Below are 14232 nucleotides of genomic sequence, written 5' to 3' on the forward strand. Positions count from 1 at the left end.
CCGCAGCGCCGCACGGTCCGAGGCGTCGTCGCAGACGTCGGTGACTTCGAAACCCGCGACGGCGAGGGCCCCCTTCGAAAAGGCCTCGCCGCCCCGCGGACCGTTGCGTTCGCCGGCGTCCGCGCGGCCGGATCGCCGCCATCCGCGGGCGGATGCGCCGACCAACGCTGAACGGGCCACGATCGGCAAGGCGGCCCGGGCGAAGGTGCCGGTGGAGGCGCTCGCCCGAGTCGAGCTGAATCCGGGCCGTGATCCGGTCGGCCTGCTACGGGCGACCGTGGCGGTCTGCTGGGATTGCGCGGACCTACGTGTGACGGGTTGCGATGCCGGTTAGGGGGTCCGGACGGCGAGGAGCGCTACGTCGTCCTCGTGGTCGGGTCCGGCGAATGTTGTGTAGAGCGTCTGCAGCAAGTCCGGTAGCGGTGTGGTCGCGAGACCGGCGAAGGTGTGTAGCAGTTGCTGTTCCCGGTCGAGGTAATGCTGGCCGCGGGATTCGATGAGTCCGTCGGTGTAGAGCAGCAGCGTCGATCCCGGCGGCAGCGGATGGGTGTGGTCGGAGCGTGGCCGGGTCGGGTCGACGCCGAGGAGCAGATCGTGCCCGGTCAGGATGGTGACGGTCGTGCCGGTAGCGAGCAGCGGGCGGGGGTGGCCGGCGTTCGACCAGTGCAGTATGTGCCCACCGGCGGGGTCGGGTTCCACTACGGCGAGTAGGGCGGTGGCCATGATCGTGTCGCCGAGGGTGTGGTTGGCGGCGTCGAGGCGGGCTAGCAGCGCCGACGGCGTCTCCTGCCGGTCGGCGATCAGCAGCCGCAGCTTGCTGCGGAGCTTGCCCATCAACGCGGCCGCGCCGATGTCGTGCCCGCTGACATCGCCGATGGTGATGGCGAGACGCTCGGCGTCGATGCGGATCACGTCGTACCAGTCCCCGCCTACCTGTTCGCTGCGGACGGCGGGTTCGAACTGGGCAGCGACCTCGAACGGCGCCACGTCCGGGACCGCGCTGAGCAGCGCCCGCTGCAGTACGGCGGCGACGGTCTGCCGGGCCGCCAGGAACTCAGCACGCTGCAGGGCCTGCGCCACGTAACCAGCTAAAGCGGCCAGGACCGCCTGCTCGGCCTCGCCGAGCGCATTCGGTTGTTCCCACACGAAGGTCAACGCCCCGACCGGGCCGGTCGGGCTCGGCAGTGGCACGCTGGCCGCGGACTGCCAGCCCATCTGGGTGAACGTGTCGACGGCGTCCGGCGTCACCGCCTGCACCGCCGTCAGGTCTGGCAGCAGGACCGGCGCGCCGGTACGGACTGCCAGCGCGGACGGAGTCGCCGCGGTGTCCGGATAGCGGTCCCACCGGTCCGCGACCTGGGGTGGCAGCGTCTGGCTCGACCGCAGGTCCATACGGCCGTACCCGTCGTGCAGAGACAACCCGATGTACGCCGGATCCAACGTGCCGGTGACTAGGTCCCGGAGCGCGTCGATTACGTCGGGGGCGGTGCTGGTCTCCGCCAGGGCGACACTTGCGTGCAGCAGAAGCTGGCTGCGGTCGAACGCCGCGTCCGTCTGTACCCACCGGGCCTGCGCATCGCCCGCCTGGTGCAGCGCGTCGCTGTGGGCGATCCGCAGCCGCAGAGTGTCCGAGCAGGCCGCTGCCAGATCCTCCAGCAGGGCCAGTTCGTCCGGCGTCCACCGGCGGGGGGCCGTGTCGATCGCGCACAGCGTCCCGAGCACGGCGCCGTCGTCAGCGGTCAGCGGCATCCCCGCGTATGCCACCACCTCGAGCTCCGGGACGGCGAGATTCCCGGCCACCCGCGGATCGGACCGGGCGTCCTCGATCACCAGCGGTGCAGCGGCGATAACAACGTGCTGGCAGAACGAATGTGACAGCGGGGTCTGCCGGCGCTGCTGCCACGGATCGGTCAGCCCGTACGCGCCGGGGAAGACCTGCCGGTCCGCCTCGACGAGACTGATCAGCGCCACCGGCACGTGCAACACCCGCCGGACCAACGAGGCGAACCGGTCAAACGTCGTGTCCGGGGCCGCCGTAAGACCCGTCCGTGCCAGCACACCAGGGCGCTCATCGTCAGCCGGGAACGTCGCACCGTCACCACTGCCCACGCAGGTCCTATCTCGAACTCGACGAAACACCCCGCACAGCTCTGGTATTGCCAGTCGGCGGCCAGCATGCAACCCCAGAGCATACCGGCGGAACGTCGCAGCTTCGGCCAGCCGCCGCCGTCCGGCAGCGATGACGTCCCGGTGGATGATGCTCCATCCGTCGATCTCACGAGATCGTTCCGTGTGTAACCTGCTACGCCGGAGGACCGAGAAGAGTTAGTGTTCGTGCTGTCGCGGAATGCGCCGCGGCGGCGGACGATGACCTACAGGGGCACATAGGGTCGACGTGTTGCCGGTCCTACGCGCTTACGCGGAAGATTCGACAGCGCATGAGCGGTTCCTCATTCCAGCGAGCCTGGCCACGCGGCATGGTCTCGCTCGGTCCCGGCACCGAGGCTGACGGGTTGGCATCGCCGAGCCGCCTCGGGTCACGTCGGCGACATTCATCCCTCGAGCGCCCGGCGCCGTCGGCTTTGGAAGGTTTGCGTACCGCACATCCTGGTAAATCGAAGGATGTCCCCGCTTCCGTACTGCCCTATCGACTGCGGTGACGGGTCGACGCCGCTGCGGCGGGCGGGCGCATCAGCGCACCGCCCGCCCGCAATCACGTCTTCGCCCTGCGTCGCTCTGGTGGCGGGCCAATCGAATGGCCGGGCACGATGGTCGCCGTGATCGTCGCGCCCGCCGCTGGACGACCGCCTTGAGTCGTGCTCGACGCGGTTATGAAGCGTGTGACGTACTGACGTACGTCAGTGAGGACGCCGGCTATACCGTGGCTCGGGTCGCGACCAGTCGCAGCAGAGACGAACTGCTCACGATAATCGGGGCGCTGCTCGGCGCTCAGCCCGGGAAAAGCTCCGTCTCGTCGGACGGTGATCGAGCCACCCGAAGTACGGGCGGCAGTTCGAGGTCGAGTCGTACACCACGGTCCTGCCCGCCACCATCCCGGGCATTCAACCCCTACTTCGGCTCCGGCCTGGTCAAGGGCGTCGGGCCGGTGTTCACCGAACGGATCGTCACCCACTTCGGCCTCGACACGCTCCGCGTCGTCGAGGAGAAACCTGGCCGGTTATCGAGGTCCCGGGGCTGGGCCCGGGACAAACCGCCAAGATCACCGCCGCGTGGCAGGAGCAAAGGCGATCAAGGAGGTGGATGGTCTTCCTCCAAGTCGTCGGCGTGTCCACGTCCCTGGCGGCGGTGCGAATCTTCAAGCAGTACGCCCAGGAGTCGATTCCTGTCGTGCAGTCCAAGCCGTAACGGCTCGCCAGCGAGGAGGGGGTGGCCCGGGAGCTGGTACACGGACCGGACGGGCCAGCGATCGCGGTGTACCTCGTGCCGTTCCATCGCGGCGAGACCGGTCTCGCCAGCTACTGCTGGAGCGGGCCGGCCGGATGCCGCACGTTGCCGGCGTCGACTGGGCCAAGGCCCTCACCTAGCTGCGCGCCCGCACCGGCATACCCTTGCCGCGGAGCTGCAGCAAGCGGTGCGTTTCGCGTTGACGTCGAAGGTCGCGTCCTCACTGATGGTCCCGGCTGCAGCGTGAGCTTCATCGTCCGTTCCATCGTCACCCTCGCCGCCGCGAAGAAAGCGAAAGTCGCCCTGGTCGCCCCTGCCGGCCGGGCGGCGAAACGCCTCGCCGAGCTCACCGGCCACCCCGCCGTGATCGTGCACCGGCTGCTGCAGCTACGTCCCGGCGGCGACGCCGCCTTCGACCGCAACAACCCTAGACTTCGACGTCCTCGTCTTGGACGAGGGGTCAATGCTCGACCTGATCCAGACCAATAAGCTGGTCAAGACGGTCCCGCCCGGCGCGAACGTGCGACCTCGTCGGGGCGTCGACCAGCTGTCGTCGGTCGGTGCCGGCGAGGTCCTGCGTGACGTCCTCGCCACCGACAACGCGCCGCAGATGCAGCTCGCGCAGGTTCCGGCAGGACGCCCAGGTCGGGGGTCGTGGTCAACGCGCACCACATCAACGCCGGGGATCCCCACAGCTGCAGGGTATGACCAACCTTTTCCTGTTCTCGTGCGAGGAATCCTATGAGGCCGCCGCGCTGACCGCCGACGTGGCCTGCACCCGCATCCTGGCGAAGTCCGGCCTCGAGCCGCGCCGCGACATCCAGGTCCTCACCCCGATGCACCACGGCCCGGCCGGCGTCGCCCCTGCAACGCAACGCGCTCTGCACAGCCGTCATCCGCGACAAACAGTTCGTCGTCCTGTTCGGGTCCCGCCGGCCCTGCGCACCGTTGGTGGCGGCCGCCGCGCACCGCCCTGACCCACCGAGTCACCACCTGAACCGGCAGTAGTCCAGACGCCGGTGACGGCGTCGGCGACGAGATTGTTCGCGCACCGCTGCGCCTCCGCGGCGAGGGGTGCGGTCGGCTGGTTGAAGTAGGTCGCCGGACAGCCGAGCTGGTAGGTGTGTAGGACGTACGGCCGACTTCGGGTCCGCTCGGCCTCGGCGGCTGCCCACTCCATCGCGGTGGTCGCCTCCGGCGAGCCGTCGACGTCGGCCACGATCCGCTGTGGCGCGAGGCGGCGACGTCTAGCGCCAGACCGGCGTGGGCGGAGAACGCGGTGAACTGCTCCAGGTCGGCCGCTCCAAAATGGCCCGTGCCGGTGGGCGACCATGAGCACCTCGTGAACACCGTGGTTACCGGTCGCCGGCGCGGCCATGGTGGCGCCCATCTGCAGTACGATCCGGATCGCCTCGGCGGTACGCGCATCGACCGACGGGTCGGGCACGAACGTCGGCTCACCGCTGCCGAGCACGCTATCACTCAGCGTGGCGCGCCGAAGTCACAGCGGGACAGCAGCACCGACCCCGCGTCGAGCGCCAGGGCGACATTGCCGAGCGTCGGTTTGACGACCACGAGTGGCTCAGGGTCAGGCCCCGAGCGCGTCGTCGGGCCCGTGTCGCGGATGTCTCTCCGCATACGGCGGCGGAGGTCTCCAGCGCGGGCGCAGGGTGGCTCGCCCGCCTTCGGTGCGCGGTCCCGGATGGTGCCGGCATCCTCGTGGTCGTTCATGCCCATCATGCTGCCCGCCGGAGAGGTCCGACAGCGTGGGACGCCGCGTCGAAGGTGCAGACTGCTGTTCCCGCCGCTCAGCGGAACCCCGACCGGGAGGCCAGCACCTGGTCCGGCACCGGATCCGGTCCTGCCGCCAGCCGGCAGCCTCTCAGCTGTGGCGATTGTGTCGAGCGTACGAGGTGGCGATCGAAGCCGGTCGAGCCGGCCACGAGCGTGCCAGCCACACTGGCGGTCCCGCCATCGCTATGCTCGGGGTCGCACCCTGATACCTGGTAGCTGCCGCAGCGGGTGTGACGTAATCCGCTGGTGAGTCGCCAGCGCCGATGCATAAGTTCTCGACCTGCAGGGATTCGATCCGCCATCGCCACTGTCATTGGACCGGAGCTGCAGCATGAGTTGGTACAGCGATGAGCAGGTCAGCCTCTTCTGCACGCCGTCGGCCGTGGTAGAACCTGAGCCGGCTCGACGGGTCATCGTCACTGACGAGCACGCCATGGAGCGGTTGCGCTCGCCGTTTTCGGTGCCGGGTGGGTTGGCCCAGTCCACACTGACGCAGCCCGGGTACTCGAACTGACGGATGCCAGCCAGTCGCAGCAGGCAGTTGGCCGGACGTTGCACGCCATCCGCGACACCTCGACGGGGCAGGTTCGTGCCGTTGCACTTGCTCGCCATCGCAATCCGGATGGAGGCTGAACCGCGAAGCCGCACGAGCTCCACGCAGCTGATGATGGATAGGTCGGCAGCCGTATGTCCACTGCCCGCGGTGGCGGATCAGGCACGGGAGGCGTTTGCCAGACATCAGCGCGGCTGTCAGCTCGACGGCAGGGGCATGCGATACCGCCAGGGTGTTGGGGCGCAATCGCAACGGTGGCCTTCCGCGCGCAATCCGCGCGAGGTGACCGGGTGACGGCCACGATTCTCCCCGGCTGCGGCGGACGTGACCCTCGCCCGGAAAGATTGTTGGGTGGGGTCCGCGTTCAAGTCGGCATTTGGGGTAGGTGGCACAGGAGTCCAACTTGCGGCTGCGCGTTGACCGCCGAACATGATGGAGGGCCCGATGGCCGCCGATCATACGGATACCGCCGCCGGGACGAGAAGTACGCACGACGAGGCGTCGGCCGAGGCTGCGAGCGATGCGCCGACCGGGAGCCCTGTGCAACCACGTCCGACCCTGCCCGAGGGGATGGGCGAGCTGGACCGGCGCGCCATCGACACCGTACGGGTGCTGGCCATGGACGCGGTGCAGCAGGCCGGCAACGGGCATCCCGGCACCGCCATGAGTCTCGCGCCGACCGCGTATCTGCTGTTCCAGAAGTGGCTGCGCCACGATCCGGGCGACCCGCAGTGGGCCGGGCGGGACCGGTTCGTGCTCTCCATGGGGCACTCGAGCCTGACCCTCTACATCCAGCTGTTCTTGTCCGGCTACGGCCTCGAGCTCGCCGACCTGCAGGCACTGCGCACCTGGGGTTCGCTGACCCCGGGTCACCCGGAGGTCAATCACACCCCGGGCGTGGAGACGACGACGGGGCCGCTGGGCCAGGGCGTCGGCAACGCCGTCGGCATGGCGATGGCTGCCCGCCGCGAACGCGGCCTGCTCGACCCCGACGCCGCCGAAGGCCGCAGCGTGTTCGACCACACCGTGTGGGTGTTCGCCTCCGACGGTGACCTGGAGGAGGGGGTCAGCGGTGAGGCGTCGTCGCTGGCCGGCACGCAGCAGCTGGGCAATCTCGTCCTGGTGTACGACGCGAACCGGATCTCGATCGAGGACGACACGCAGATCGCGTTCACCGAGGACGTCGGCCGGCGCTACGAGGCCTACGGCTGGTATGTGCAACACGTGCATGACGGTGAGGACCTCGCCGCCGTCGACCGGGCGATGGCCGCGGCGAAGGCCGAGACCGGCCGCCCATCGATGATCGTGCTCCACACGATCATCGCCTGGCCGGCTCCGAACAAGCAGAATACCGGTGCGGCGCATGGCGCCGCGCTCGGCGATGACGAGGTCCGTGCGACCAAGGAGATCCTCGGCTTCGACCCGGGCAAGACCTTCGCTGTCGCCCCGGAGATTCTCGAGCACGCCCGGCGGGTCGCGGAACGGGGGCGGCAGGCGCACGCGCAATGGCAGCAGCGATTCGACACGTGGCGGGCCGCCGACCTGGACGGCGCCGCGCTACTCGATCGCATGTCCACCCGCACCTTGCCCTCGGACTGGGCCGACAGGCTGCCGCGCTGGGACGCCGACCCGAAGGGTGTGGCCACCCGCAAAGCCTCCGGCGAGGTTCTGGCCGCGCTCTACCCCGTCCTACCAGAACTGTGGGGCGGGTCGGCCGACCTCGCGGAGAGCAACAACACCGCGGTCAAAGGCGAGGCGTCGTTCCTCCCCCCGGACCGGCAGACCAAGATGTGGAGCGGCGGCCCGTACGGGCGTACCCTGCACTTCGGCGTCCGGGAACACGCCATGGGCGCAATCATGAACGGTATCGCCCTGCACGGAGGCACCCGCGTCTACGGCGGGACGTTCCTGACCTTCTCCGACTACATGCGCGGCGCGGTCCGGCTGGCCGCCCTCATGCAACTGCCGGTGACGTACATTTGGACGCACGACTCCATCGGCCTGGGCGAGGACGGCCCCACCCACCAGCCGGTCGAGCACTACGCGGCACTGCGGGCGATCCCGGGCTTGGACTTCGTCCGACCGGCCGACGCCAACGAGACCGCGGTCGCGTGGCGCACCATCCTCAAGCACAGCGACCGCCCGGCCGGCCTCGCGCTGTCCCGGCAGAATCTGCCCGTTTTCGACCGCACCCGCTTCGGGTCCGCCGACGGGACCGCCAGAGGCGGATACGTCCTGGCCGAGGCCAGCGGCGGAACCCCCCGGGTCATTCTCATGGGCACCGGCTCGGAGGTGCAGATCGCGGTCGCCGCCCGCGAAACGCTGGAGACGGACGGGGTCCCGACGCGGGTCGTGTCACTGCCGTGCTGGGAGTGGTTCGCCGCGCAGGACAGCGACTACCGCGAGCAGGTGCTCCCGCCCGCGGTGCGCGCCCGGGTCAGCGTCGAGGCCGGGATCGCCATGGGCTGGCGGGAGTTCGTCGGCGACGCCGGGCGGATCGTCGGGCTCAACCACTATGGCGCCAGCGCCGCCTACGCCGTGCTGTACGAGCGGTTCGGCCTCACCGCCGACGCCGTCGTCGCAGCCGCCCGGGAAAGCCTCGCCGCCGCCGACGGGCCGCCGGCCGCACCCACCGGCCCGGACAGCGCCGGCGTCCTGCACCATCCCACCGGTGACCGCTGAACGTCCGCTCACCGAACCGGAAGGCACTGATCATGGCGCAGAACGAGCCGCTGGCCGAACTGTCGAAGGCGGGGGTGGCCGTCTGGCTCGACGACCTCTCCCGTGACCGTATCCGCAGCGGCAACCTGCAGTCGCTGATCGACGACTACTCGGTCGTCGGCGTCACCACCAACCCCACCATCTTCGCCGCCGCGATCAGCGGCTCGGCATCCTACGACGACCAGGTCCACGCGATGGCCGTGCGGAACGTCAGCGTCGACGAGGCGCTGCGCACCATCACCGCGGCCGACGTCCGCGACGCCTGTGACATGCTCGCCCCGGTGGCGCAGCGCACCGGCCGCGACGGGCGGGTATCACTGGAGGTGTCGCCCGGGGTCGCCCGCGACAGCGACGCCACGGCGGCGGAGGCCGCGCACCTGTGGTGGCTGGTCGACCGGCCCAATCTGTACATCAAGATCCCGGCGACCCAACAGGCTCTGCCGGCCATCACCACGTCGATCGCCCAGGGCATCAGCGTCAACGTCACCCTCATCTTCAGCCCCGAACGGTACCGGTCTGTCATGGACGCCTACCTGTCCGGGCTCGAGCAGCGAGCGCGGAGCGGCGCATCGCTGGAAGGGATCGAGTCGGTGGCGTCCTTCTTCGTCTCCCCGTCGACACCGAGGTCGACAAACGCCTCGACAAGGCCGGCGCCGACCCGTCCCTGCAAGGCAAGGCCGCGCTGGCGAACGCACGGCTGGCCCATCAGGCCCACGTGGAGGTCTTCTCCTCCGACCGGTGGCGAGCGCTGCAGCAGCAGGGAGCCGCGCCGCAGCGCCCCCTATGGGCCTCGACCGGCGTCAAGAGTTCCGACTACCCCGACACCCTCTACGTCAGCGGCCTCATCGCGTCCGGCACGGTCAACACCATGCCGGAAAAGACGCTCAAGGCCTACGCCGACCACGGAACCCTCAGCACACCGATCGAGCAGACCTACGACGACGCGGCGCAGGTCATCCAGGCCGTGACCGGTGCCGGCGTCGACCTGGACGACGTGTTCACCACCATCGAAGAAGAAGGCATCCAGAAGTTCGTCGACTCCTGGAACGACCTCACCGAATCCGTCCGCGCAGAACTGCAGGACAAAGCGCGGTAACACACTGAGCCACAACCCCGCGCGGGCCTCTGTCTGAGCAGACGCACACAACAAAAGGTTCAGCGGCGCGCGATCGGTGCCCGGACGTTGCGGGCACCGATGCTGGTGCATCAGCCGGTCATGGCCTCAGCCGTAGGCGCCGTCGACGGCGCGGACCGGACTGCGGTGCGCCGGCCTGCTGATTGTGCATCAGAACGTAGGCCGCCGTGTATGACGCCGACGTCCCGGAGCCCTGGATGGTGCCGGCCACGAAGACCCTCGTGCCTGCCCCGACCGCTCCGGGCCGCAGTCCGTTGCGCGCCGACAGGACCTTGGTGTCCGATCCGTTTGGCGACCTTTGCCACGGCCGCCACCCGGACCGGCGGGCCGCGCGTATCGCGCGCCGCCGGTCGACCGGTCCGTGGCCTGAACGGCGCCGACGACGCGAGCGAGCCGATCGGCCCTGGCCTTCCGACGTGGTGTCTTCCCCGGTAGCGGGCGGCGACGCAGCGGCCCGGTATAGCCACTACTTGACGGTCTGGCGTAGTCGTAGAGATTGATGTTCTTGGCTTGACCCTCGGTACTTCGACTCGTACATGGCGAAGGCAGTGACATAGTCGCCGCCGGCGCTGGAGAGCTCGCCGGCGAGCACCGTCACGCTGACGCAGCACCGCGCGCAGGCCCTCGGCCAGTTTCGGCAGGATCGTCTCCGCCGCGGCGGTGCCCGGGACGGTCACCGTCTGCTCGCGCAGCGCGGTGACAATCTGCTCGACCAGGCGTTCGACGGGCGTTCGCCCATGCGCGGCGCGTGCGGACGGACGATCTCGGCGAGTTTCGACCGCCCGGCCTTGCGCAGGCCGGCCGAGCCGCCGCAGCGCGACAGCAAGTCCAGGACGGCTTTGTGCTGGAGACTTTCGGTCCGAGTTCCCGCTCGAGTGCGGGGTGGATCTGGGTCAGCAGCCCGCGGATGCGATTGCTGATCCGGGTGGCTCACCGGCGAGGTCGTCATCGAAGCCGACCACGACCTCCAGCTCAGCCAGAGCCTCGTCGCCGATGTCGACCCGATGCAGCGTGTGTGGCAACGTCTGGGCGGCGTCGGCGATGACGAACGCGTCACGGGCGTCCGTCTTCGCCGCGCCCGGGTGCAGATCGGCGATGCGGCGCATTGCCGGCCCGGGCAGATAGACCACCTCATGCCCGCAGGCCCGGGCGACCGCGGCCGGCAGCGCCCCGATCGAGGCCGGCTGATCGACCACGACGAGGACCCGGCCGTGCCGGGCGAGCCGGTCGAACACCTGCCGCAGCTTCGCCTCGGTGTTGACCAGCGCCGGGTCGTGCAGCCGCTTGCCCTCGCGGTTCAGCGCTACCGCATGATGGCCGTCCGTGCCGACATCCAACCCGAGGAACACCTGGTAATCGCCGTGCACATCGCCTCCCCGGGCTACGGGCCCCAGCCCTGGCCGCCCGCTGGCGTCGACTGGCGACAGCCACGTTACGAAGAGACCTACCCCAACACGCCGGGCGGTCGTATCCCTATCAGCGGTCCATCGGCGCCACCCAGCCCGGCGACAACACCACCGGATCATGCACACGACAGGGGTGGTAAGTCATACCGGACCAGGCGACCGAACGTCCCCTACGGGGACCCGAAAAGGCAACGGGGCGTCGGTGCCAGATTTCCATCCTCGCGGACACCGTCAGCGCGATCGGGCAGCAGCGTGTGCGCAGAACTCGTTGCCTTCCGGGTCCGCGAGGTGCCAGTACCGGTCGGATTGTGGACCGCTGACGTCGAGCAGGGTGGCGCCGGCCTTGACGAGCCCGCCCGGGTCGGGCTGGGCCAGTTCGATGTGCCAGCGCATCCGGTTCGGCACGGTTTTGGGCTCCGGGACCGCGTCGAAGAGCAGGTAGTCCCACGGAAGGGCCGTGGCGCCGGTGACGGCGGCAGCAGTGCCTTCCGCCTCGGCCCGGCCGCCGAGGACGGCCGCCCACCAGGCCGCCTGGGCGTGCGGGTCACGGCTGTCCACCACGAGTTCGAAGATGCCGGTTGGCCGGTCCGGCCCGCACGGGTACACGCAGAAGGCGTTGCCCTCCGGATCGGCCAGCACGTACCACGGGTCACGGCCGGGACTGCGCAGCACCACAGCGCCCGCGCGTAGCAGCGCGTCGGGTGACTCGGCACCGAGGCGCAAGTCAAAATGGACCCGGCTCTTGACCGTGCGCGGGTGCTTGACCGGATTGATCCAGATCACCTCCGACACCGAGTGACGCCGGGAGGTGTGCACCCGCCAGCCGCCCAGCCCGTCCGCGGCCAGGGTGCCGCGCAGCACGGCCGCCCAGAAGCCTCCCACGGTGTCAGTATCGACGGCATCGAGTTCGACGCCTATGAATCGATTAGCGCCGCCACCCACGCGCGGCCCGGAGGTGACTTCCGGCAGACTCATCATCACGGCCGCTCCTATCAAACAGTCCGGAAATTGATCGAGCGGCTACCCCTTGACCGATTGGCGGAAACAAATCCGGTAGCCGGCAACGAAGTAGTAAATTTTGTTTCACCAGGTTGCCCGGGGGGAAGCGAACTGCCGGTGCACGGCAGGCGCCGCGGGAGAGGCGATCTCACGATGATCGGGGCATTTGCTCGGACCCGCCTGGACGAGGTGCTCCCCTCGTCCAGCTCGTTGTGGACGGCGAGCGGCAGCGGTGTCGACACCGGCGCCGTCCGCATCCGGAGATTGCGGACCGAATGCCGCTACACCGCGGCCGGAGCCGCGCTGCCGAAGCCTCTGATCGAGGCGCACCGCGGTGCCAATGCGGGCAGCCGGGCGGCGCTACCGCTGCTGGCGCACCTGTGTTTCGACGCGGTGTTCATCGCCAGGGGGCTCGGCGACACCGCTACCGCAGGCATGGCCGCTGACCGGTGCGCCCGCGCCGCGCGGCTGTTCGGGCATCCGCTCCTGCTCGGTGCTGCCGGCTTCGCCCAGGCGCACGCCGCGTCGCGCCGTCACAGCGCCACCCGGACTCTGCTCATTGCCGAAGCATGCCTGCGGCAGCTGCCGCAGGGACATCCGCCCACGGCGTCGATCCGCGGCATGCTGCACCTCACTGCGGCGTTGGCCGCCGCGCGCAGCGCGACTTCGTCATGGTCGGCGGTATCCGACCATCTTGAGGAAGCACACTCGCTGGCGAGGCTTGCACGCGGCACCCCTGATGCGTTCGGCTTGTCGTTCGGCAGCACCAACGTCCGGCAATGGATGCTGCGCATCGCGCTGGACCGCGGAGCAGATGCCGACGCGGACCGCGCCGCCGCCGGCCTGCAGCCGCGCAACGTCTGGAGGCCGTCCAGGCGTTGCGCGCTGTATATCGACCTGGCCCGGCTGCACGCACTCCGCGGTCGGCCCACCGAAGCGGTGCAGACGCTCGTGCAGGCGCAATACACCGCCCCCGAGTACTTCTCCAGCCGCTCCACCGGCATCGAGCTGATCAGACAGCTGTGCACCCATCGAATGCCGTCAGTGCACCACCGCCAGCTGCGACGCATCCAGAAGGCGGCCCGCGGCAACGGTGACACCGGCGCCAGCGAAGCGGACTATCAGAGCAAGGGCTGAACTCACCGATGGAGCACCGGCGTAAATCCGCGGCTATCGATAGCCGACGAGCATCCATCCCTATCACGCGGATCGGGATGGGTCCGTGCGACCTTTCGAACAGCGTTGCCAGCGTCGTCTCGCGGGCGCATGGATATGTCCGTACCGTAACGGAAGGAGCGTTCAAGGTTCTGAGACCGATGTCGAGTCTGCGAGGGCCGCGATACGTTGCGGCAGGCAATGACAGCGACGTCGTCTTCGTGGTTGTGGCTGGTGAGGGACTCTACGAGGGTGTCGAGTAGGCGGTCCAGTGGGTGGTCGTGCAGGCTGGCGAGCAGGTCACGAAGTCTGCTGATGCGCTGGCGCATGTCGATCTCGCGCAGTTCGACGAGGCCGTCGGTGTAGAGCAGCAGTGTGGCGCCGGGCGGCAGCGTGACGATTCTGGTGCAGCGAGGCCTGGTGTGGTCGGCGCCGAGGAGCAGGTCGGAGCCGGTGAGGATGTCGATGCTGCCGTCGGCATGTTGCAGCAGGGGCGGGGGATGCCCCGCCGTGGACCAGGACAGGTCGAACGTGGCGGGCTGGAGGGGGTTCGGTTCGAGGCGGGCGACGACCGCGGAAGCGAGGATATCCAGGTTGAGCTGCTGGATGTTGGCATCTGTGCGGGTGAGGAGCTGGTCGGGTTTTTCGTCGCGGTCGTGGCCGAGGGCCCGCAGTGTGGTCCGGAGCTGGCCCATTCGCGCGGCGGCGGTGATGTCGTGGCCCGCGACGTCGCCGATGACGATGATGGTGGCGCCGGTTGTGGTCTGGAAGGCGTCATACCAGTCGCCTCCGACCTGATCGCCGGCGTGGGCGGCGTGGTAGCGGGCGGCCAGTTGCAGCCCTTCGGTCGGGGGTAGGGCGGTGAGCATGGCTTGCTGCAGGGTGGTGGCGGCGTCGATGCGATCTTGGAGCTGGAGGACGCGTTGGACGGCGAGGGCGGTGTAGCCGGCGAGGGTGGTAAGCGTGATCCGTTCGGCGGTGTCGGGGCTGTGGGGGTTGTCCCACCAGAAGGTGATGACGCCGATCGGTCCATCGGGACCGGGCAACGGGAGGCAGGCCAGCGC

7 protein-coding genes and 3 pseudogenes are annotated in these 14232 nt (G+C 69.3%); 5 read left to right on the forward strand and 5 right to left on the reverse strand.

All coding sequences use genetic code 11. The features are described 5' to 3' along the window. Window positions 1–330 precede the first annotated feature (330 nt). Complete coding sequence (locus ACQP00_RS19530; RefSeq protein ID WP_433221072.1) at window positions 331–1977, reverse strand: GAF domain-containing SpoIIE family protein phosphatase; 1647 nt, start codon at window positions 1975–1977, stop codon at window positions 331–333. A gap of 778 nt (window positions 1978–2755) precedes the next feature. On the opposite strand from ACQP00_RS19530, the pseudogene ACQP00_RS19535 reads away from it, so the two are divergent. After that, window positions 2756–4262 (forward strand): annotated as a pseudogene (locus ACQP00_RS19535) (AAA family ATPase); the annotation flags it as partial. A gap of 625 nt (window positions 4263–4887) precedes the next feature. Here the strand turns inward: ACQP00_RS19535 and ACQP00_RS19540 are convergent. Next, a complete protein-coding gene (locus ACQP00_RS19540; RefSeq protein ID WP_433221074.1) occupies window positions 4888–5136 on the reverse strand; it encodes a hypothetical protein in 249 nt (82 codons plus the stop codon). A 1186-nt stretch (window positions 5137–6322) separates the two neighbouring features. Between ACQP00_RS19540 and tkt the strand changes: the two genes are divergently transcribed. From tkt to ACQP00_RS19555, 3 genes and pseudogenes are all read left to right on the forward strand, one after another. Further along, the gene (tkt, locus tag ACQP00_RS19545) at window positions 6323–8434 is read left to right on the forward strand and encodes a transketolase (RefSeq protein WP_433223899.1); all 2112 of its coding nucleotides are present in this window, start codon (window positions 6323–6325) and stop codon (window positions 8432–8434) included. Window positions 8435–8466: 32 nt separating this feature from the next. Then, window positions 8467–9024 (forward strand): annotated as a pseudogene (locus tag ACQP00_RS19550) (transaldolase family protein); the annotation flags it as partial. 131 nt (window positions 9025–9155) lie between these two features. Beyond that, window positions 9156–9569, forward strand: coding sequence for a transaldolase family protein (locus ACQP00_RS19555; protein ID WP_433223901.1), 414 nt, complete (start codon window positions 9156–9158; stop codon window positions 9567–9569). A gap of 536 nt (window positions 9570–10105) precedes the next feature. On the opposite strand, the pseudogene ACQP00_RS19560 reads toward ACQP00_RS19555, so the two are convergent. Both ACQP00_RS19560 and ACQP00_RS19565 read right to left on the reverse strand, forming a co-directional pair. Next, window positions 10106–10975: pseudogene (locus ACQP00_RS19560) on the reverse strand (IS110 family transposase); the annotation flags it as partial. Between the two features lie 270 nt (window positions 10976–11245). After that, window positions 11246–11992 carry a VOC family protein gene (locus ACQP00_RS19565; RefSeq protein ID WP_433221076.1) on the reverse strand — a complete coding sequence of 249 codons (747 nt, stop codon included), beginning with the start codon at window positions 11990–11992 and terminating at the stop codon, window positions 11246–11248. A gap of 174 nt (window positions 11993–12166) precedes the next feature. Here ACQP00_RS19565 and ACQP00_RS19570 point away from each other — a divergent pair, with 174 nt between their 5' ends. Next, window positions 12167–13150: a hypothetical protein gene (locus tag ACQP00_RS19570; protein ID WP_433221078.1), complete on the forward strand. Its 984-nt coding sequence runs from the start codon at window positions 12167–12169 to the stop codon at window positions 13148–13150. 2 nt (window positions 13151–13152) lie between these two features. Here ACQP00_RS19570 and ACQP00_RS19575 read toward each other — a convergent pair whose 3' ends face one another. Continuing rightward, window positions 13153–14214, reverse strand: a complete 1062-nt coding sequence (locus tag ACQP00_RS19575; RefSeq protein ID WP_433221080.1) for a PP2C family protein-serine/threonine phosphatase — start codon at window positions 14212–14214, stop codon at window positions 13153–13155. Between the last annotated feature and the right edge of the window lie 18 nt (window positions 14215–14232).

The organism is Dactylosporangium sp. CS-047395 (assembly GCF_050942185.1).
Taxonomy (GTDB): Bacteria; Actinomycetota; Actinomycetes; order Mycobacteriales; family Micromonosporaceae; genus Dactylosporangium.